Consider the following 20,644-nt stretch of genomic DNA (forward strand, 5'->3'; position numbering starts at 1 on the left):
GCTGGGGGCCGGGCCTGGGGATGAAGTGCTGTGGCGAAGGCCGGCGGGGGATCAGATGATCGAGGTGGTTAAGATCACCGGTGAAAGCTGAGATTTCCGGGGCCGTTTCACGGCCCTTTCGACGGCAAGCCCTACATCTTGCGCGGTCTCTGTAGGAGCGGCCTTGTGTCGCGAAAGGGCTGCATCGCAGCCCCAGCGATCGTGAATGCCACATAGAAGCCTGGGGGCCGCGATGCGGCCCTTTCCGACAGGTCCGGCGCCCCGGCAAGGCCGCTCCTACAGAAGACCTGTGCAAGACCGTTGCTCCCACATATGACTTGTGGGAGCCGGCTTGTCGCAGCGGCGAACCGCGGCGATTGGGTCTCAGATCAGACCACGCCCTGCGCCAGCATGGCATCGGCAACTTTCACGAAGCCGGCAATGTTTGCGCCCTTGACGTAATTGATGCTGCCATCGGCTTCCTGGCCATAGTGCACGCAGGCATGGTGGATCGACTGCATGATGTTGTGCAGCTTGCTGTCCACCTCGCCGGCCGTCCACAGCAGGCGCATGGCGTTCTGCGACATCTCCAGCCCCGACACGGCCACGCCACCGGCGTTGGAGGCCTTGCCCGGCGCGTAGAGGATGCCCGCCTCGATGAAGATATCCACAGCCTCGAGGGTGGTCGGCATGTTGGCGCCTTCGGCCACACAGATGCAGCCGTTGCGCAGCAAGGTGCGGGCGTCCTCGGCGTTCAGCTCGTTCTGGGTGGCGCACGGCAGGGCGATGTCGCACGGCAGCGACCATGGCGTCTGGCCCTTGCGGAACTCCAGGCCGTACTGACCGGCCAGCTCGCTCAAGCGACCACGCTTGACGTTCTTGAGCTCCATCAGCGCATCCCACTGGGCGTCGCTCAGCCCGGCCTCGCAGAACAGCGTGCCTTCGGAGTCGGACAGCGAGATCACCCTGCCACCCAGGTCCATCACCTTGCGCGCCGCGTACTGGGCCACGTTGCCCGAGCCCGAGATCGCCACGCGGTGGCCATCGATGCGCTTGTCCTGGCGCTTGAGCATCTCTTCGGCGAAGTACACGCAACCGTAGCCGGTGGCCTCTGGGCGGATCAGGCTGCCGCCGTAGGTCATGCCCTTGCCGGTCAGCACCGAGGTGAACTGGTTGGCCAGACGCTTGTACTGGCCGAACATGAAACCGATCTCGCGGGCGCCCACGCCGATGTCACCAGCCGGCACGTCGAGGTCGGCGCCGATGTGGCGGTACAGCTCGCTCATGAACGCCTGGCAGAAGCGCATCACTTCAGCGTCGCTCTTACCCTTCGGATCGAAGTCCGAACCACCCTTGCCACCGCCCATGGGCAGCGAAGTGAGCGAGTTCTTGAACACCTGCTCGAAGGCCAGGAACTTGAGCACGCCGAGGTTGACCGACGGGTGGAAGCGCAGGCCGCCCTTGTACGGGCCGATGGCGCTGCTCATCTGGATGCGGTAGCCGCGGTTGACCTGGACCTTGCCCTGGTCATCCACCCACGACACACGGAACAGTACCGCGCGCTCGGGCTCGACCATGCGCTCGAGGATGCCGGCTTGGAGGTAGTGGGGATTTTGTTCGAGGAACGGCCACAGGCTGCGCAGCACTTCTTCCACGGCCTGGTGGAATTCGGGCTGGGCAGGGTCGCGCTGTTGCAGACGGGCCAGGAAGGCGTCGACAGATTCGATCATGGTAGACATCTCACCAAGAGGGATTGTTTTTGGTTTTTTTGGGAATGTACCAAGAACCAATCGCACTGGGACAGGGCGCAATGTCGTTTTTATGAAATTATTTGGTGCATTTTCTATAACTGTATACAAACCTACGCTCTGTTTTGACCTCTTCGCGGGCAAGCCCGCTCCCACAGGGACGGCGCCACGCTGAACACCTGCGCTGCACCTGTGGGAGCGGGCTTGCCCGCGAAAAGACCACCGCCGCTTTCCAACCAGGCACAAAAATGGGGCCCCTGAGGGCCCCATTCTTGTGCAAGCAAAACCGGCTTACTGGGCCAGTTTCTTGTGACGCACACGGTGCGGCTGGGCAGCGGCATCGCCCAGGCGCTTCTTGCGATCCACTTCGTACTCGGTGTAGTTGCCTTCGAAGAACACCACGCTCGAGTCGTCTTCGTACGCCAGGATGTGAGTGGCCACACGGTCCAGGAACCAACGGTCGTGGGAGATCACGATGGCGGCGCCCGGGAAGTCCAGCAGGGCTTCTTCCAGCGAACGCAGGGTTTCGACGTCGAGGTCGTTGGACGGTTCGTCGAGCAGCAGGACGTTGCCGCCCTCTTTCAGGGTCAGGGCCAGGTGCAGACGGCCACGCTCACCACCGGACAGGTCCTTGACGAACTTCTGCTGGTCGCCGCCCTTGAAGTTGAAACGGCCGACGTAGGTGCGCGACGGGATCTCGTAGCTGCCGATCTTGATCATGTCGGAGCCATCGGAGACCTGCTGGAACACGGTCTTGCCACCGTCCAGGTCCTCGCGGCTCTGGTCGACGCAGGCCAGCTGCACGGTTTCGCCGATCTCGATGCTGCCCGCGTCCGGCTGTTCCTTGCCCATCAGCATGCGGAACAGGGTCGACTTACCGGCACCGTTACCGCCAATCACGCCGACGATGGCGCCCTTGGGCATGGCGAACGACAGGTTGTCGATCAGCACGCGATCACCGTAGCCCTTGGTGACGTTCTTGAACTCGATGACCTTGTCGCCCAGGCGCGGGCCGGCCGGGATGTAGATCTCGTTGGTCTCGCTGCGCTTCTGGAATTCCTGCGACTGCATTTCTTCGAAGCGCTGCAGACGGGCCTTGGATTTGGACTGGCGAGCCTTGGCGCCTTTGCGCACCCACTCCAGTTCCTCTTTCATGGCCTTCTCGTGGGCGCTCTGCTGCTTGGACTCTTGCGCCAGACGGTCCGACTTGGCCTCCAGCCAGCCCGAGTAGTTGCCTTCGTAAGGGATGCCGGCGCCGCGGTCCAGTTCGAGGATCCAGCCGGCGACGTTGTCGAGGAAGTAACGGTCGTGGGTAATCGCCACCACGGTGCCGGGGAAGTCGTGCAGGAAGCGCTCCAGCCAGGCCACCGAGTCGGCGTCCAGGTGGTTGGTCGGTTCGTCCAGCAGCAGCATGTCGGGGGCCGACAGCAGCAGGCGGCACAGCGCTACACGGCGCTTCTCGCCACCGGACAGGTGCTCGATCTTCGCGTCCCAGGCCGGCAGGCGCAGGGCGTCGGCGGCGACGTCCAGCTGGCGCTCCAGGTTGTGGCCATCGGCGGCCTGCAGGATGGCTTCGAGCTTGGCCTGTTCGGCGGCCAGCTTGTCGAAGTCGGCATCCGGGTCGGCGTAGGCGGCGTACACCTCGTCCAGGCGGGCCTGGGCGTCCTTGATCACGCTGACCGCTTCCTCGACCACTTCACGCACGGTCTTGCTTGGGTCCAGCTGCGGCTCCTGGGGCAGGTAGCCGACGTTGATATCGGGCATCGGACGGGCTTCGCCGTCGAATTCCTTGTCGACGCCCGCCATGATCCGCAGCAGCGTGGACTTACCGGCGCCGTTCAGGCCGAGTACGCCGATCTTGGCGCCAGGGAAGAACGACAGGGAAATGTTCTTGAGAATTTCCCGCTTCGGCGGCACGACCTTGCTCAGCCGATGCATGGTGTAGACGTAAGAGCCTGTTTTGCCTGCTTTGTCACTTTTGGACATGGTTTGATTCTCCTTTAATCCTGTATTTTCAGTGCTTTAGGGGGTAGAGACAGGCGCTTAAACACAGGAAAATAAAACGTTAGGTTTTTCGCTGGCTGTCCGATGCCCCTGACTATACTTAGAAAAGTTATGTTTTATGAGGGAGCAACATGGGTTTCCAAGTCATAGAGCTGGTGGTGAATGCTGCTCGAAGAAAGCTGCTGGTGCAAGACTACATCCCTGTGTACTACCCCAACCTATACGTCACCATGGAGCACTAGCTTTCTAGGTTTGTGTCGGACGCGGGGTTTAGCAAAGAAACCTTGGCCATGAAGTATGCGGGGGTGCGCTTACATCCGACTGCCTACAAATCCGTCGGCAAAGCCCATGCGCAGCAGCGAATCGAGGCGGTGCGCGACTATCTGGCCTTCCTCTATGACAAGTTGGGTGATCACTCAGAACGATTGGAGGCGATTGACGATCTCAAGAAGCGCATCAACCGCAAGATCAAAGCGGCCAGTCCTGCATGGAAAAAAAAGCGAACGGACGAAATGAAAGGGCTTACGAGTCAGGAGCGGACTCGATTGCTGAAAATCATGCATCCGGATAGCGCCGAGAACCCTTTTTCAGATGAAGCCATTAGGCTGCGTAACTACATCATTTTGCTGCTGGGCCTCGACATGGGGCTGCGACGCTCCGAGATGCTGCTGATCAAGACCAGCGATATTCACTGGCACAGTCGTCAACTAGCGGTGGTCAACCTGGAGGATGAGAGTCTCGATCCACGAACCATGGCCCCGCAATTCAAAACTCACGAACGCATGCTGGTGATGACCGATGACCTGTATGACGCGATCACTGAGTACGAATCGAAATATCGCCACAGAAAGCCCCGTAACGGCTCATCGCGGGCGAGAACGCATCCGTTTTTGCTGGTGGCGCACAAGCGAAATGAGGGCGGACCTCTGACCATCAAGGCAGTGGATGGTGTTCTGTCCAGGGTCCGAGAAATAGCGCCGGAACTGGCTCATGTGCACCCACATATTCTGAGGCATGACGCAGTCTACACGATGCTGGAAAGCATGCGTGAGGAACTGGCAGCGCTCACGCCGGAGGATCGCACCACGCAAGTTCAAAAGACACTAACATGGATGTTCGGCTGGAGTCCCGAATCAAACATGCCCGGCCTATACGGCGCGAAATTCTGGAAGGAAGAGGCAGACAAAGCGATACAGAAACGGGCCAAGCGGTTTACAGCCAACCGTCAGAAGGCCGGCACGACATAAGGAGGTTCAGAGTGAACATCGCTGTCGAAGCACTTCAGGCCCCCACGAAGGACAGCCTCGATGCATGGCTGAACATACCTCGCCTGGCCAAATGCGGGGAGGTTTTCACACCGACTCACTCAATGTGGAAACCGGATAAATCCGCTCATCAATCAGTCAACTGGGAAGCAGCTATTGTCTGCGTCTCGCCGGATTGGCAGCCTTGGTTGCACGCCGCCCTTGCGTACCGAATGGCCGATCTGGAAGCGGGTACGGTTGCAAACACCACAAGTGTGTTGTCGCGGGCTGCTCAGGCCGGAATTGACCCGCTCAACGAGGATCACCTGATCGCTCTGCGGGAACGCTTGAACAGTTCTGAGTTTAGTGCCATTGCCGCTTTCTTGGCGTTTTGGCACGACTGCGAATCCCTCGAACAGCGCCCGTCGCAACCCCTGATCGATGCCTACCAGGCACTGCCCAGGAAAAAGCATTCCAGCAACGATGTGATCCTCAGCCTGGACCCCGAACAAGGCCCGTTCACGCAGGTGGAGCAAGACGCGCTGCACCAATGGACACATGAGCAGTTTGGTCACGGGCAGTTAGATTTCGAGCAGTACCTTTACCTGCGCATGTTGATGATTTACGGGCAGCGTGGCGCTCAGGTGCGAATGATGATTTTTGGTGATTTCACGAAGAGCGATCAGGGCTGCAAGGTAAGGTTTCATTGGGCAAAGCAAAAAGACGACAAGGCGGGTTGGCGAGCAAAGCCCGAAACATTCAGTCTGGATGAGGACCTCTACAACACCGTGCAGGCCTACAAGGCAATGGTTCTGGCGCAACTGTGGCAAACGTATCCAGACGGTGCCGACTGGAATGCAGCCATTGAGAATGTGCCCCTCTTTCGTCGGAAAGTGAATGATGATGAAGCAGGACCTTGGGAGCGGATGAATCCCCCTGTTTTGCTCGATAGCCCCCTTCAAAAAGACCTCGAAGACGCGCCGCAGCCGATCTTTCATGTCGGATCAGGCACGATCAGACGTTGGCTTAGGTGCATCGAGAGGATGAAGGGCTTTCCGATTTCGCCTCGCACCCATCAGCCTCTGAAAGTGACGCGGGGGCACCGGTTCAGGCACACCCTCGGCACGGACCTTTCCAATGCGGGACTGGATGAGTGGACGATGGCCCGCGCCTTGATGCAAAAAGATACTCGGTCAGTGCGAAAGTACCGCGCCGTGTCGCCGGAGTTGCTGGCGTTGATAGACGCGAAGATGAGCGACCATCTGGCCTTGGTTGCGAATGCGTTCACCGGGATCATCGTCACGGATCGCACCTCAGCAAAAAACGGGGATCGAGCGGATCGACAAATCGAGGATGTGGCAGTATGCAGTGCCACTGCCGCCTGCCATCTCGATGCGCCGTACACCTGTTACGCATGCGGAAAATTCCAACCCCTTCTGTACGCCAATCACCGCGCGGTCCTTGAGCGATTGGAACGTCGCCGGGAGCAAACCATTGCCACGGATAAAATAACCGGTGTGCTCTGGGATCGGGCCATTCTGGCTTGCCGCAAGGTGATTCTGGATTGTGAGGCCATGCTCCGATCCGGGAGGAAAGGCGAATGACCGATGCGTTTTATTCTGAACCGACGACCAACATCGTCGATTTTAAGCCCAGGAGCCAACTGGCTGCGGAAGCTCAGCTCGAGGCGTTTATCGACTGGGCAAAACAGACCCTGCCCAAAGGCATTCCGAATCGAGTGCGCGCGAGTATTCGCTGGGAAGACGGCAGTTGGCACCCGCATGGCTGCCAAGGCTGTAGCTTCACTGCGTTCGGATCGACCATATCTGCCCCAAAGGCGATGCAAGCACCTTACACGGAGTTTGCCAAAGCCATACTGGTGTACCGAAAGGTGTATTTGCAGAAAAAGACGGTGGATGACTGGCTGAAAGCCCTGAAGGCGTTAGACATCGCTCTGTTCGAACTGACCGGCACGCGGGATGTGACGCGGGTGTCTGCAGCTGTCTGCAATAAAGCATGCGAGCACATGAACCGTCACTGGACAAAAAGCAACACCGCATACCTTTGCGGTAAGTCACTTGAAGCCATCATTACCCTGATGCGGGCCAAAAAACTGCTCAAGTCGGATTTCCGGTGGACCTCTCCGCTGACGCAGAGGCCGCGTGGCACGCTCAAGCAGCAAAAAGCGGATCGGGAACAGAAGCTGCCCAACCCTGACGCGATCAGAGCCCTCGGAAACGTGTTCAGTAACGAATTGACCAGCCCCCTCGATATCGTTGTGACATCCGCCTGTGCGCTGATGCTGAGTGTACCCAGTCGCGTAGGTGAATTGGCGGATGTTGAATTGGATTGCCAGGTATTCAAAGAGGATACCCAGGGAAATCGGCGCATGTTTCTGCGCTGGTACGCTGAAAAAATAAACCAAGTGACGCTGAAACCCGTCGTTAAGCCTGAGATGGAGGCGGTCGTCGAGCGGGCCATCACGTTACTGAAACCGATCACCTATGAGGCGCGGGCTTACGCCGCCTGGCTGGAAGACCATCCCGATGAGTTTCCGCCCCATGAAGGGCTGCCACCCAAGGGGCCTGATGAACCGCTCACGTACGCCGAAGCCTGTGCCGCGTTGAAACTCTTTGTTCATGAGCACCACACACCGCGATACGTATTCAATGCCGCGTTCCTGAAAGGTATGGAGAAGCAAAATGCGCTCAGCCCCGCCGCCCGAGCCCTCTTGGCCGAGATCCGTGACACTTGGAAAGCCACAGGGAAGAAGATCCTCGTCGAGGACAGGCCAGGAGTGCAGCGTGTTGAGCTTGAAGACCGGCGTGTGATCACGCTGCGCAAGCTCAATGTGCTGTTGCGGGAGAAGTATCTTCCAAAGAATTTTCCATATACCACGCCATACACGGAAGGCAAAGCTCGGGTGAAGTACCGTGATGCGTTGTTCACCGTGCGCACGGGAGCACTGGTTGAAAACTCAGGTCGCCCACACGACTTTGGCGTGGAGATCGCGGCGAACACTGGACGATTGAATGTGCAGTTAGGCGGTACGAACAACCCGAAAAAGAAAAGCCTGTTCGAGCGCTATGGCTACACCGGTGTCAAGGTCAAGACGCATGCGTTTCGGCACGAATTGAACACGCGGATGCACCAGGCCGGTCTGTCGCAACTCCTGATTGACGCCTTCTCCGGGCGCACGACGATGGGATCGATCTACAACCATGAAACTATCGAGGAACGCACCCAAGGGGTTGCGGCTTACCACCCCAAAACGAAGCACAGAACCGCTACTCAGCGTCTGGACAAGGTCAAAACCAATCAGCCGCTGAGCCTGGTTGATGTGAAGGAACTGCGCGAGGGTGAGCAGGACCGCATTATCCATCAAACCCATCTAGGCGTCTGTGTGCACAACTTTGCTTCCGAGCCCTGCCCGAAAATGGGAGCCTGTTTGGACTGCGGGCTGCTCGGTTGCGTCAAAGGGGATGACGTGAAGCTGGGCAACCTCAAGGAAGAACGCAACGATCTTAAACTCCGCCTCGATAATGCCCTGGATGCGCAGTCTCGGGGTGTTTTTGGGGCATCGGAGTCGGCCAAAAAGCTGGGTGAGAAGCTCTATAAGTGCGAGGCGTTCATCCAAACGCTGGAAAACCCCGAACTAGAAAACGGCGCCATTGTGTGGAACGCCGATAACGGTTGGACGCTGGCCAAGAACGCCGCCGCAATGTCGGGGCTGATCGAAGTCAAATTCATTGAAGAGAATCAGCTGCAAGAGGCGTTGCCATCGTTGGATGACGTCGTGGCTTTGCTGGATGAGATCGAGGGTTAACGATGGGGCATTTAACGCCAAAGGATGAGAAACGTATCATTAAGCTGATTGAGGAATGGTCAGAGCCGAAGCTGACCTGGCCATTGCTCGTTGAGGCCTGCAAAGAAAAGCTGGGCATCAGCCGTGCTCGCCAGTCCCTGATGAATCTACCTGCCGTGAATTTAGCGATGAAAAATTGCAAGGCGGCATTGAAGGCTCAGAAGTTAAAGCCGGGCTGGATTAGCGATATTCAGGCAGCCAACGAACACATTGAGAAATTGACAGCGACCAATCAGAAGCTGTTAGCTGCTGTTCGAGATATGCATAGCCGGTTTTTGATCTGGCAAGCCAATGCGGATATGCACGGGTTAACACAATCGATGTTGGAGCGGCCGGTTTCACAGCTTCAAAAGAAGATGAGCAGGAAGCGATAGCGCAATTGGGAAATTTCGCCGCACTCGACCAGTGAGACTCACCGAAGCTGGGGACAAGTCATGGCGTAATGTCTAGAAATCTAGGCAATAAGCAAGAAATCCCACCTTAATGTCTAGATTTCTAGGCATTAGAGCCCTCCACAAATACGATGCGGAGGACCTGCTTGCTCACCCATCTTGAAATCGCCTGACACATCCTTTTCGAAGGACGCCTCTGCGAACCGTGGATATTTTGCGAAGAAACAAGCGTCTCAACTTCTTTTCTTGGTTGAAGGCAGACAGGCCGTTGCCAACCCAAGAAGTGGGAGGAAGGACGCAGCTTTGTAGACCCATTCGATTCCGTAGCTGTCAGCTAGCCCACCAAGGCCTGCGGCAGCAATGCCGCCGATGCCAAACATCAAGCCGAACATCACGCCCGAGATCATGCCGACACGACCCGGTGCGGCTTCCTGGGCGTATACGACCAGCGCAGAGAACGCCGAGGACATGATCAGGCCGATCGGTACGACGAGGACAACTGTCCAGGTGAGGTTCGCGTACGGCAAATCGTATCGATGGAGAAGCGAATAATCCAAACCTCAAATGGACACCGCTCGCTCCCCAATTTTTGGGGGCGCTGCCCCCAACTACGGGCGCCTTTTGGAGTGTAAATGGACACATATGGCTACGACGTCAACGGCAACAGCTGTCAGAACCGTAAATGCGATGATGTAAATCTCCTCTAATAGCATGGCCCGCGCCCCTCATAGAGATGGTCATTCACGCAGAGCAATTCCCATTCCAATTCGTAATGCCCTTTGCCGCGGACGACGGCACAGAGAGGGGCAGAAACGACGACCAGATCAAGATCGAAAACCTAAAGTCGCTCAATAACAGCTTACCTTCGCAGCCGGCCGCGCAGCATGAGCTGCTAGGAATGATCTATGCTGTCCTGAGTGTCGTGCGAAAGGCGCGAGAGCTGCTAGGAAGATAAACGTGCTTTAAAAAATGCAATGTAGGAGCCTTCGTTCCCGAAGAGCCGCGTTGGTGACGCTATGACCATCCGCGTAATCGCCTTGTGTTGCCTTCTCGGAACCGTCCTGTGGGTCTGGATAGCCGCTACCATCTTTCTCTAACCTCAAAAAGAGCGCCGTTGACTTGCTCGTAGACCGTTAGTGTACGGTCGACCTGAAGTCACAAAACCTGAGAAGAGCACTTTCTGCGACTTCTCAACGACGCTGTTGTCCACGCGCGATCTTGGCCGTCCTAGGTATATTGAGCACAAGCAAAAAAGCCGCTTTTCCGCAAGAGGATTGGGGGAAGCGAATGAAACGCGATCTATCTAATCTTCGCGCTAATCGGGTTGGATTTTTCCGCGATCTGGCCAGCCCGGCCAACGCCCCAGGCAAGAGCCCGGGTCATCGATTGTCCTGGGCGGGTGTTGTGCGCCTCCTCATACAGAGACTGGCCGTCGCTGCCGTACACGCCGATGAACATCTGTGTAACACCCTCGCGGGATAGCCTGACCTGCACATCGATCGTCGAGCCGTCATCAAGCTCTTCTTCATGGCTCCGGCAGTGCAGCCCTAGATCGGCCCATTCCCAATAGGTGTCACCTCGATTTCGCATGCCCTGCTCCTTAAGTGGAGCTTTAAGTAAGGCAGAAGCATTCGCAGTTAGCCACACCGTTACTCCGAAACTGTAAACCACCCGCGCTAGAGGCATGTTGGCAAAAAAAATCCACCTCTCCGCGAGGGGTCGGGAGAAGTGGACTGAAACCTACAAATAAATGAATTGCCTCCATGCGTGGGAGCAAATTCAACTCTAGATGTTCCTCCGTAGATTGGCCATTCTGGAATCGCCAAGCCGTGCTGGTCCGACCTCGGCCCGACCGCTGTATGGCCAGACCGCCAGTCGTGATGGTCCACAACCCATAGCGGACATTCGCGAAGGGCTGCAATCGACCCAAAGCTGCCCTTCGTGGGGGGCAGAAATCAGCAAAAGGTTCTCGTAGCAACGGACAGGCACGAACACCTACTCGGGGACGGCTCATGTTGGCTTGTCGCGGGCCATAGTTGATAGCAATCCACCCCTTTGGAAAAGTGTACTGAGCCAGCAGTAGTGGCCTTTTGCTCCTAAGTGGGGGCGGGTTCAAAAAAGTCTAATCGCGATTTGGACTAACCCGCAATCGTAGCTAGCCTATCTAAGCAGCATGAAATCCTCGCTGGCAGTTGCCCTAATCGGCACGGCGTATCTAGTAGGCAAAAGGAGCTTGTTATGAGATTGGCCGTAAAAGCGTTTTCCCGTCAGAGTTCTCCATCGAGTTCGAGCCGCCTGTGGAAAGTCAGTTCAACTTTCTTCTTGGCGACCGCCATCGCCATGGCATCGCAGGCCTGGGCGGAAGAGAAGGCCAAGCCGGCTACCGCTGCAACCAAGGCGGCCAATGACGCGCTGCTCAAGGAGTTACCGTTCAATGACAAGACCTCCTTTGAGTTAGCTCACAAGGGTTTCATCGCGCCTCTGCCGAAAGAGCCGATCAAGGGCGCATCGGGCAACTTGATCTGGGACCCGGCCAAATACGCCTTCATCAAAGAAGGCGAAGCGGCACCAGACACCACCAACCCGAGCTTGTGGCGCCAGTCCCAGCTGATCAATATCTCTGGCCTGTTCGAAGTCACCGATGGCATCTACCAGGTGCGCAACTACGACCTATCGAACATGACGATCGTCGAGGGCAAGGAAGGCATCACCATCTTCGACCCGCTGATCTCCTCGGAAACCGCCAAGGCAGCGCTGGACCTGTACTACCAGCACCGGCCGAAAAAGCCCGTGGTGGCGGTGATCTACACCCACAGCCATGTGGATCATTACGGCGGCGTGCGCGGCGTGGTGGACGAGAAGGACGTCAAGGCCGGCAAGGTCAAGATCTACGCGCCCAAGGGCTTCCTGGAACACGCCGTGGCCGAGAACGTAATGGCTGGCACCGCCATGAGCCGGCGTGCCAGCTATATGTACGGCAACCTACTGCCGCCGAGTGAAACCGGCCAGCTCGGTGCCGGCCTGGGCACCACCACCTCCGCTGGCACCGTGACCCTGATCCCGCCGACCGACATCATCGAGAAGACCGGCGAGAAGCATGTAATCGACGGCCTCACTTATGAGTTCCTCTACGCGCCGGGCAGTGAAGCACCGGCTGAGATGCTCTATTACATCAAGGAGAAAAAGGCCCTCAACACGGCCGAGGACTCCACCCACACCTTGCACAACACCTACTCGTTGCGTGGTGCGAAGATTCGCGAACCGCTGCCGTGGTCCAAATACCTGAACGAAGCGCTGAAAATCTGGGGTGACGACGTACAAGTGATGTACGCCATGCACCACTGGCCGGTTTGGGGCAACAAGGAAGTGAAGGACCAGCTGTCCTCGCAACGGGACATGTACCGCTACATCAACGATGAGACCCTGCGTCTGGCGAACAAGGGTTACACCATGACCGAGATCGCCGAGCAGGTGAAGCTGCCTCCATCGATTGCCAACCGCTTCTCCAACCGTGGCTACTACGGATCGCTGAACCACAACGTCAAGGCCACCTATGTGCTGCACCTGGGCTGGTTCATCGGCAACCCTGCTACGTTGTGGGAACTGCCCCCGGATGAACAAGCCAAGCGCTACGTCGATATGATGGGTGGTGCCGACGCTGTGCTGAAAAAGGCCAAAGAGTACTACGACAAGGGTGACTACCGCTGGGTGGCCGAAGTGGTCAACCATGTGGTCTTCGCCGACCCGAGCAATCAGGCGGCGAAGAACCTGCAAGCCGACACGCTGGAGCAACTGGGCTATCAGGCCGAGAGTGGCCCATGGCGCAACTTCTACCTGACCGGCGCCCAGGAACTGCGCAATGGTGTGCAGAAACTGCCAACACCGGACACGGCTAGCCCCGACACCGTCAAGGCGATGGACCTGGACCTGTTCTTCGACTTCCTGGCCATGCGCCTGAAAGGACCTGAAGTGGGCGACAAGCACATCACCCTCAATCTGGACTTCACTGACCTCAAGCAGAAGTACACGCTAGAGATGGTCAACGGTGTTCTCAACCACACCGAGGGCGTGCAAGCGAAGGATGCCGACGCAACCATCAGCCTGACTCGTGACACCTTGAACAACATCATGCTCAAGCAGACCACGCTCAAGGACGCTGTCAGCAAAGGCGATGTGAAGGTTGATGGCGCCGAAAGCAAGCTTGAGGAGCTGATGAGCTACATGGATAACTTCGAGTTCTGGTTCCCGATCGTTACACCTTGATTGCTCCCTTGACGCAGTTGGTCGTCAAGCAGGACACCGATTCGTCGGTGTCCTGCTCTTTTTAAGTGCGGAGTAAGGGACTATGACCACGACGTATTCAGTTAGCCTTGCTAAAAGGTTGGTGCCCGCAACACTGCTTTTCTTGACGTTCCAGAGCGGCAGTGTGTTGGCTGGCGGCATTTTCATCTATGAAGCCGGACAGGAAGGTAACGGCTTGGCCAATGCCGGCTCGGCGGCGTTGGCTACCGACCCCAGTGTGCTGATGAGTAATCCCGCTGGCATCGCACTGCTTCCCGGCACGCAGATCAGCGCCAATGCCCAAGTGATCTTCGGCGACATTGGCTTCTCTCGTGACAGCAATAACCAGTTTGATGGTAATGAAGGCGGCAACGCCTTACAGTACTTGCCGGGGGCCAGCCTGTTCATCAGCCACCAAATCGACGAGCGCTCTGCTATTGGTTTCGGCATGTACGGCAACTTCGGCTTGGCCCTGGACTATGACGATGACTGGGCTGGGCGATATTTCACCCAGGAGGCGGCGGTGATCGGCATTTCGTTCCAGCCGACCTTCGCCTACAAAGTCACCGACGACCTCACCATGGGTTTCGGCCCACGCATGATGCTGGGCTACTACCGCACCGAAATGGCCATCAACAACAGTCTGCTTGGGCTGGTGGACCGCCCGGACGGCCAGCTCGAATACAAGGACACCGACTTCGGCGCCGGCCTGAACCTGGGCTTGCTCTACCAGCTCGACCCGCGCACGCGCCTGGGCCTCGCCTACACCAGCAAGGTGAAGCTGGAGTTCGAGGACAGCCCGCACGTCCGCGACATCAACAACCCGATTATCAATGCCGCGCTGAACCGCCTGGACGTCGACACGCTGGAACTGGACATGAATGTGCCGCAGACCGTGACCCTCAGCGTGGCCCACCAGCTGGACGAGCAGTGGACTTTGCTGGGAAGCCTGGGCTGGCAGGACTGGAGCGAGTTTGGGGAAATCGGTGTGGAGGTGGATGCCAACACCGCAGACGTCAGCCGCACGGTCGATCGCCAGTACAAGGATACCTGGCATGCCTCGGTCGGCGCTCAGTACCAGATCAGCAAGCAGCTGCGTTGGAGCTTTGGCGTCGGCTACGACAGCTCGGCTGTCGATGACGAGGACCGTACGGTCGACAACCCAATGGGCGAGGCCTGGCGCTTCGCGACCGGGGTGAACTACCAGGTTGAGGAAGGCTTCGATTTGCACATGGCCTACACCTTGGTCTGGCTCGGCGACATGGACGTGGAGCAAACAAAAGCGCGCTCCGGCAACTCCCTGTCGGGCAGCTATGACAACGCCGCCTTACATATCATCGGCGGCGGTGCTACCTGGCGTTTTTGAAGGCTTTTCGCTGAATCCCGCTTAACGCAGAAGGAGAAGTTGCATGAAGAGCAAATCGTTGGTTGCAACACTGTGCCTCGCATCGCTACTGCTGCATGGTTGTGCCAGCAAGTACGTCGAGCCGGACCAGTATTCGGGCTTTCTTAAGGACTACAGTAAACTCAAGGAGGAGAAGTCGCCATCGGGTGCGGCGGTCATGCGCTGGATCAAGCCAGGAATTGATGTCAGCCAGTTCAACAGTGTGTATGTCGAACCCAGCCAGTTCTATCCCAAGCCTCAACCAACCGAAAAGATCCCGCAGCAGACTTTGCAAGGGATCACCCAGTACTACGATCAGGCGTTGAAGACCCAGTTCTCCAAGGCCCTGCCGTTGGCTACCAGTCCGGGACCTGGGGTGCTGGTGGTGCGTCCGGCAATCACAGGGGTAAGCGCCAAAACCAAGGGCCTGCGTCCGTATGAAGTAATCCCGATCGCACTGGTCGCTGCTGGTATCAGCACGGCGACCGGTATTCGCGACCAGGACACCAGTGTCGCCACTGAGGCTGCGTTCATTGACGGGCGCTCTAATGAAGTTGTCGCCGAGGTAGTACGCAAAGGCGCCGGCGCCGACCTGGAAAACTCCTCGCAAGTAATGCAGGCCAAGGATGCTCGCGCGGTACTCGATGGTTGGGCGAGAGACATGGTCAATGCGTTCCAGGCGCTGAAAAAATAGCTCGAATGTCCTCCTGCCGAACTGATTTAGGCAGGAGGACTCAGAGGTTTTGAGTAGATTCCAAGTAAAGGGTTTCACTTTCTGAAGGAGCGACAATGAATACCGTGCTGCTGAAGATCAAACATGAATTCATGAAGGCCCTTCCCCCGACCATTTTTTTCTTCATCATTCTGCACATCGTTGCCTTGATTCGCTCACTCATGATCAAAGGCTCGGGAGTGGACCTTCCCGTTTCTGCGTCAGTGCTGATTGCATCTCTGATTCTCGGCAAGTCTGTCTTAGTGGCAGACATGTTGCCCTTCATCAACCGATTTCCGGATAAACCGCTGATATGGAATGTCAGCTGGAAAACCCTCATGTATGCCTTGGTCGCGCTCGTCGTTCATTACCTGGAGCGGCTTTACGATTACTGGAAAGAGACGCCGAGCCTCATGGATGCTAACTCGCTTCTATGGTCCTCGATGAACTGGCCGCGCTTCTGGGCCATTCAGATCCTGCTCTTGACCTTGATTTTCATGTACTGCGTAATCGCCGAACTGGCACGGGTCATCGGCCGAGATCGACTGAAAGCGATGTTCATTGGTCCACTGCCGCCAAAACCTGCTAAGTCTGCGGAAGGCGCTTGAGATCCGCACGCTGGTGCAAGGGGAATCCTCAAAGCCGCGACTGGCAATCCGCTCTGGGTAGAAGGTGGCCATCCGCTCTACCCTGCGCGGCTAGTAAATCTAAGCATCTGGCAGGCTAAGGCTAGCCATGCTGGGAAGAAGCGTTTGAATTTGTCAGTTGTTTGAGTCTCTCTGCCACCTGTTTGCGCCAAGCACGAAAAATCTATAATTTGGCTTTAGCTGATGAAAAATGAATGGATCTCGCCGATGTTCATTGCCGATGATGGACTACTGAAACCTTACTTGGACGCGGTTAAATCAGCACGAGCGGCTCGCTTGAGCGCCGAAAAAGCTTATCTGGCGCATTCTGACGATGAAGCGAAGTCAGCTCTGAAACGAGCGGATGCTGCTTATCTTAAGGCCTGTGAAGAGCTGGCTAACCAGGTAATTCTCGAATAGTTGGACGTTACGGTTATCCGTTGGCGAATCGCTTTGACCAGCCCCAGTGTTAGCGCTATCTGGGCGGCCGTCACCACGGGGTTAGGAGTGACACTTCGATCCAGTCTCGGGCTGCCGACCCATCTCACTCTACTTACCGGTTTACCTGCGGCCCCTTCCTTGGGCTATCAACTCCCAGTGAAACGGTCACGGCTGCAACTCGATGGCTAGCAGGTGTAATTAGACGCTCAGCCCAAACACCTTGGAGGGCTTGGCGGCACCGTCATGAGCCTAGTTGTGCTCCAGGGAAGGTAACAGGCCCAATGTCCGCTTCTGGCCGGTTGCTGCCCTCAGTTAATAGACCTGGCATGTCTGCTACCGCAATACGTACAGGTCAATCGCTTGCCTCTTTGCTACTGAACGGATGTTCAGCTATAAAGTCATGACCTTCCGATTCTGTGCGGCTGTCGCGTGGGTTAGACCTCTTTCGTCCAAATTGGATCGCCCCCCGTGCCGTCAATTAGCTGGAGAACTCTCGTGCGAAGCCAGTTGTTCAAAACGCGCATCACCGAAATGCTCGGCATTCGCCATCCCATCCTGTGCGGCGGTATGGGACCTGGTGTCTCCGACGCGAATTACGTCGCAGCTGTGGTCAATGCTGGCGGAATGGGTTTTATCGTTGCTGCTGGTTTTCCCGATCCGCACGTATTTCGTGAACAGCTTAGAAAATGCCGCGAGCTGACTTCCGGCAAGGGCTTCGGCGTAAACCTGTATATTTCAGCTCAAGCCGAGGCAACGCAACGCTTGCAAGAGCATGTGAAGGTTCTTGCCGAAGAAAGGGTCCTTTGCGTAGAGACCTCGGGCGCAAGCCCCGAAGACATACTTCCAGCCCTGCGGGATGCTGGCTTAAAGGTCCTGCACAAGGTTCCTGCCGTCCGTTACGCACGATCTGCTGCGCGGCTTGGCGTGGATGCAGTGATCGTGGTCGGCAATGACAGTGGCGGCCATCCCGGAACGTATGGCATCAGCAGTATGGTCCAGGCGCCCCATGCTGCGAACGAGATCTCCATTCCACTGGTCATTGGTGGAGGAATAGGGACAGGCCGTCAGTTGGCTGCGACCTTGATGATGGGGGCAGACGCCGTCTTGATGGGTTCGAGAATGTTGGTAGCGGAGGAGTTGTGGATTCACCCCCAGTACAAGGATCTACTGGTTCAGAGCGATGGTACGGATAGCGTCGTTGTGAAGACCGGGCTGCGGCAGCATCACCGGGTGCTGAACAATGAAAGCGCCAAGGCGGTTGCTGCCCTGGATGCGATAGGAGTAAGCGACTTCGAACGCTACCGTCCGCATGTAATGGGAACGCTCACGACCCAAGCCTACCTGACTGGGGACAGCAGTCTTGGCATGCTCGACTATGGTCCATCGGTGGTGTTTGCCAACGCCGTGCAGTCGGTGGAAGTCATCTTTGATGAAGTGCTTGACGATGCGCAGCGGGCAATGCAGCGAATGGACCTTCTCCACTGCGAAGTCTGAGGCTCCTCTTGAACGTCAAGATTCCTGTTTACAGTGCGCAATGGCTCTCCTTAAGGACCAGCTACTCAAAAATAAGCCAGCGCGACTCTCATCCGCCGACAGGCAGCTGTTGGCCGTTAGCTACCCTCCACGGTTGGCAGCTAACGGCCTGACCTGCTAGGCAGTCCTATACTGCCCAGGTCACAACGGGAGGGCAGCATGGGCAACTTGCGAGAGAAGATAGAGGCGGGTGAGCCGCTGATGCAGCAGGCCATTGAGGCATTGCGACGGTACCACGAAGCCAAAGCCGCAGAGAGCCCGCCCGATGAGGTCGAGCGCCTTAAAATGTTGGCGGAGTCATTGTTCCAGGCAGTCTCGGAGTACCAACTTCGAGCGTTTGGAGGGCCAGCACGGCCCCTTCAGTAAATGTTGATACCAACGGCTGCTTACGACTGTGGATTCAACCGGTCGATGCAACACAACTAAATTCTATGTAAGCAGAAGGAGTGTTGCAGATGAAGCAGAGACCTCGGATCTATTACACCGAAAGCCAGAAAAAACTGATGTGGGATCACTGGCAAAAAGGCGACTCTCTCCAGCACATCGCCCAACTATTTGATCGGAACCACTCATCGATACAGCGCATCTTGGCGGAGACCGGGGGATCAGACCCGCTGTACGTCGCAGGTCCAGATTGGCGCTGACGTTGGCTGAACGCGAAGAGATTTCGCGTGCAGTGGTGGCAGGTAACTCGATCCGTTCCATAGCCGCGCTGCTAGGACGAGCAGCCTCTACGATCAGTCGTGAGATCAGGCGTAACGGTGGCCAAGGAGGCTACCGGGCTAATCGAGCGGATCAGGCTGCCTGGGATCGCGCCCATCGATCCAAGATCTGCAAGCTTGTTGAGCACCGAGCGGTGGCGCAAATTGTTGCAGACAAGCTTCAATTGCAGTGGTCACCGGAACAAATTGCCGGTGGCTGAAGCGCACCTACCCGGACGATACGAGCTATCAGGTGTCACACGAGACGATCTATCGCACCCTCTTCATACAGGCTCGCGGGGCTCTGAAGAAGGAGTTGCTTGAGCATTTACGGCGAACGCGAGCCATGCGTCGCTCGCGCCATCACACGCAGAAGAAAGAAAATCACGGTCGAATCACAGACGCGGTATCGATCCGCGAACGCCCGGCCGCGGCTCAGGATCGGGCGGTGCCAGGTCACTGGGAAGGTGACCTGCTGTGCGGTAGCAGGAACAGCCAAATTGCCACTCTTGTGGAGCGTCATACCCGCTACGTAATGTTGGTGAAATTGGACGGAAAGGATAGCGAGACGGTCATCAGCGCCCTGATCGAAAACGCCCGTAACTTACCCCAAGAACTCTACAAATCGCTGACCTGGGATCGCGGCAAAGAGATGGCTGAGCATAAGCGCTTTACGGTGGCTACCGACATCAAGGTTTACTTCTGCGATCCTCATCGTCCTTGGCAACGGGGATCGAATGAGAACACCAACGGGTTGTTAAGGCAGTACTTCCCGAAAGGAACCGACCTAGCGGAACACTCGCAAGCCACACTCAATGAAGTAGCAAGGCAGCTAAATAGCCGCCCTCGAAAAACACTAAACTACGAAACGCCCGCTGAACGATTTAGCCAATCTGTTGCATCGACCGGTTGAATCCACAACCCATAGCGGACGTTAACTGCTGTTCTCGACCTCCCCTTGTTGCTGCCGCTTCACATCAGGACGGCTTGAGGCCAGGCCTGAGCGACTACTTCCGACCCATAGCAACCAGGCGTCGGCGAGCGCTGGCTGCCGGCCCGTGAGAAATCTCCTCGTCAGGAGTGTCCAGATCAGGATCGCCAGGGCAGCATCCGCTTCAAGGTGTTGTCCTTCATCCAGTAATGATGAACGAGGCCCGCCGCAGCATGTAGGGCGATTAGCCAGTAGCCCGCATTTCCTAACCATTCGTGCCCTATCTTGAGCTGCCGTGCCAGTGCGGGATCGACAGGAACCGGTGAAGGCAGAAGCCAGCCGAAATAAGGCACCGGCTTGTCCGCCGCGCCAAGCATCAGCCATGCAAGCAATGGCGTCAGGATCATCAGGCCGTAAAGAGCCAGATGCATCAATGCCGCTAAGCCCGATTGCAAACTGGAGGGTTGTGGAACGATGGGTGGTTTTGGAGTGACGCGAGCGAGCAAACGGACCCACACCAACGCAAAGACGGTCATTCCCAACAACGCGTGAACGCCTAATAGCGCTCCTTTCCAGGTATGGCCTTTGGGCAACAGCCCACGAATCTCGATGCAGGAGTAGATGCCAATGAATAGCGCGACCATTAACCAGTGGAGGGCAATCGAGAGCCTTCCGTAACGATCAGGAGTCATTTTGCGGGTCATAATCCAGGGCCTCGTTGTTATCAGTTGGCGTTCGTCAGGGCCAGCGCCGGCTTCCTGGGCCACCCGAACGAACAGCAACAACCTGCCCGACACGCCTTA

Annotated in this window: 14 protein-coding genes and 5 pseudogenes; 14 read left to right on the forward strand and 5 right to left on the reverse strand. The window is 57.0% G+C overall.

All coding sequences use genetic code 11. The features are described 5' to 3' along the window. Positions 1 to 91 (forward strand): annotated as a pseudogene (locus tag IX761_RS27120) (GreA/GreB family elongation factor); the annotation flags it as partial. 277 nt (positions 92 to 368) lie between these two features. Here IX761_RS27120 and gdhA read toward each other — a convergent pair. Continuing rightward, complete coding sequence (gene gdhA / locus IX761_RS12800) at positions 369 to 1,709, reverse strand: NADP-specific glutamate dehydrogenase (RefSeq protein ID WP_194789955.1); 1,341 nt, start codon at positions 1,707 to 1,709, stop codon at positions 369 to 371. 309 nt (positions 1,710 to 2,018) lie between these two features. Next, a complete protein-coding gene (ettA, locus tag IX761_RS12805) occupies positions 2,019 to 3,713 on the reverse strand; it encodes an energy-dependent translational throttle protein EttA (RefSeq protein ID WP_194789956.1) in 1,695 nt (564 codons plus the stop codon). 149 nt (positions 3,714 to 3,862) lie between these two features. Between ettA and IX761_RS12810 the strand changes: the two are divergent. The 4 genes and pseudogenes from IX761_RS12810 to IX761_RS12825 all read left to right on the forward strand — a co-directional run bounded on the left by IX761_RS12810 (position 3,863) and on the right by IX761_RS12825 (position 9,214). Beyond that, positions 3,863 to 4,978: pseudogene (locus IX761_RS12810) on the forward strand (site-specific integrase). An 11-nt stretch (positions 4,979 to 4,989) separates the two neighbouring features. Then, positions 4,990 to 6,579: a site-specific integrase gene (locus IX761_RS12815; RefSeq protein ID WP_194789957.1), complete on the forward strand. Its 1,590-nt coding sequence runs from the start codon at positions 4,990 to 4,992 to the stop codon at positions 6,577 to 6,579. Beyond that, positions 6,576 to 8,801 carry a hypothetical protein gene (locus tag IX761_RS12820; protein WP_194789958.1) on the forward strand — a complete coding sequence of 742 codons (2,226 nt, stop codon included), beginning with the start codon at positions 6,576 to 6,578 and terminating at the stop codon, positions 8,799 to 8,801. The genes IX761_RS12815 and IX761_RS12820 overlap by 4 nt, the downstream gene beginning before the upstream one ends. A 2-nt stretch (positions 8,802 to 8,803) precedes the next feature. Further along, entirely contained in the window at positions 8,804 to 9,214 is a 411-nt protein-coding gene (locus tag IX761_RS12825; protein WP_194789959.1) for a hypothetical protein, read from the forward strand. A gap of 251 nt (positions 9,215 to 9,465) precedes the next feature. Here IX761_RS12825 and IX761_RS12830 read toward each other — a convergent pair. Both IX761_RS12830 and IX761_RS12835 read right to left on the reverse strand, forming a co-directional pair. Further along, positions 9,466 to 9,759, reverse strand: a pseudogene (locus IX761_RS12830) (MFS transporter); the annotation flags it as partial. Between the two features lie 772 nt (positions 9,760 to 10,531). Continuing rightward, on the reverse strand, positions 10,532 to 10,822 hold the full coding sequence (locus tag IX761_RS12835) for a hypothetical protein (protein WP_194789960.1): 291 nt from the start codon (positions 10,820 to 10,822) through the stop codon (positions 10,532 to 10,534). A gap of 648 nt (positions 10,823 to 11,470) precedes the next feature. Here IX761_RS12835 and IX761_RS12840 point away from each other — a divergent pair. From IX761_RS12840 to IX761_RS12870, 9 genes and pseudogenes are all read left to right on the forward strand, one after another. After that, on the forward strand, positions 11,471 to 13,495 hold the full coding sequence (locus tag IX761_RS12840) for an alkyl/aryl-sulfatase (RefSeq protein WP_228533510.1): 2,025 nt from the start codon (positions 11,471 to 11,473) through the stop codon (positions 13,493 to 13,495). 82 nt (positions 13,496 to 13,577) lie between these two features. After that, positions 13,578 to 14,879, forward strand: a complete 1,302-nt coding sequence (locus tag IX761_RS12845) for an OmpP1/FadL family transporter (protein WP_194789961.1) — start codon at positions 13,578 to 13,580, stop codon at positions 14,877 to 14,879. Between the two features lie 43 nt (positions 14,880 to 14,922). After that, on the forward strand, positions 14,923 to 15,591 hold the full coding sequence (locus tag IX761_RS12850; RefSeq protein WP_194789962.1) for a DUF3313 domain-containing protein: 669 nt from the start codon (positions 14,923 to 14,925) through the stop codon (positions 15,589 to 15,591). A gap of 95 nt (positions 15,592 to 15,686) precedes the next feature. Next, a complete protein-coding gene (locus IX761_RS12855; protein WP_194789963.1) occupies positions 15,687 to 16,217 on the forward strand; it encodes a hypothetical protein in 531 nt (176 codons plus the stop codon). A 222-nt stretch (positions 16,218 to 16,439) separates the two neighbouring features. Next, a complete protein-coding gene (locus IX761_RS12860; protein ID WP_194789964.1) occupies positions 16,440 to 16,655 on the forward strand; it encodes a hypothetical protein in 216 nt (71 codons plus the stop codon). After that, a pseudogene (locus tag IX761_RS27620) lies at positions 16,656 to 16,829 on the forward strand (LysR family transcriptional regulator); the annotation flags it as partial. Positions 16,830 to 17,171: 342 nt separating this feature from the next. Next, the gene (locus IX761_RS12865; RefSeq protein WP_194789965.1) at positions 17,172 to 18,170 is read left to right on the forward strand and encodes an NAD(P)H-dependent flavin oxidoreductase; all 999 of its coding nucleotides are present in this window, start codon (positions 17,172 to 17,174) and stop codon (positions 18,168 to 18,170) included. 198 nt (positions 18,171 to 18,368) lie between these two features. Next, positions 18,369 to 18,575 (forward strand): hypothetical protein, encoded by a 207-nt coding sequence (locus tag IX761_RS27130; protein ID WP_228533512.1) that lies wholly within the window; start codon positions 18,369 to 18,371, stop codon positions 18,573 to 18,575. Between the two features lie 89 nt (positions 18,576 to 18,664). Beyond that, a pseudogene (locus IX761_RS12870) lies at positions 18,665 to 19,823 on the forward strand (IS30 family transposase). A gap of 176 nt (positions 19,824 to 19,999) precedes the next feature. On the opposite strand, the gene IX761_RS12875 reads toward IX761_RS12870, so the two are convergent. After that, positions 20,000 to 20,545 carry a cytochrome b gene (locus tag IX761_RS12875; RefSeq protein ID WP_194789966.1) on the reverse strand — a complete coding sequence of 182 codons (546 nt, stop codon included), beginning with the start codon at positions 20,543 to 20,545 and terminating at the stop codon, positions 20,000 to 20,002. Positions 20,546 to 20,644: the final 99 nt, after the last annotated feature.

Source organism: Pseudomonas sp. UFMG81 (genome assembly GCF_015354575.1).
Lineage (GTDB): Bacteria > Pseudomonadota > Gammaproteobacteria > Pseudomonadales > Pseudomonadaceae > Aquipseudomonas.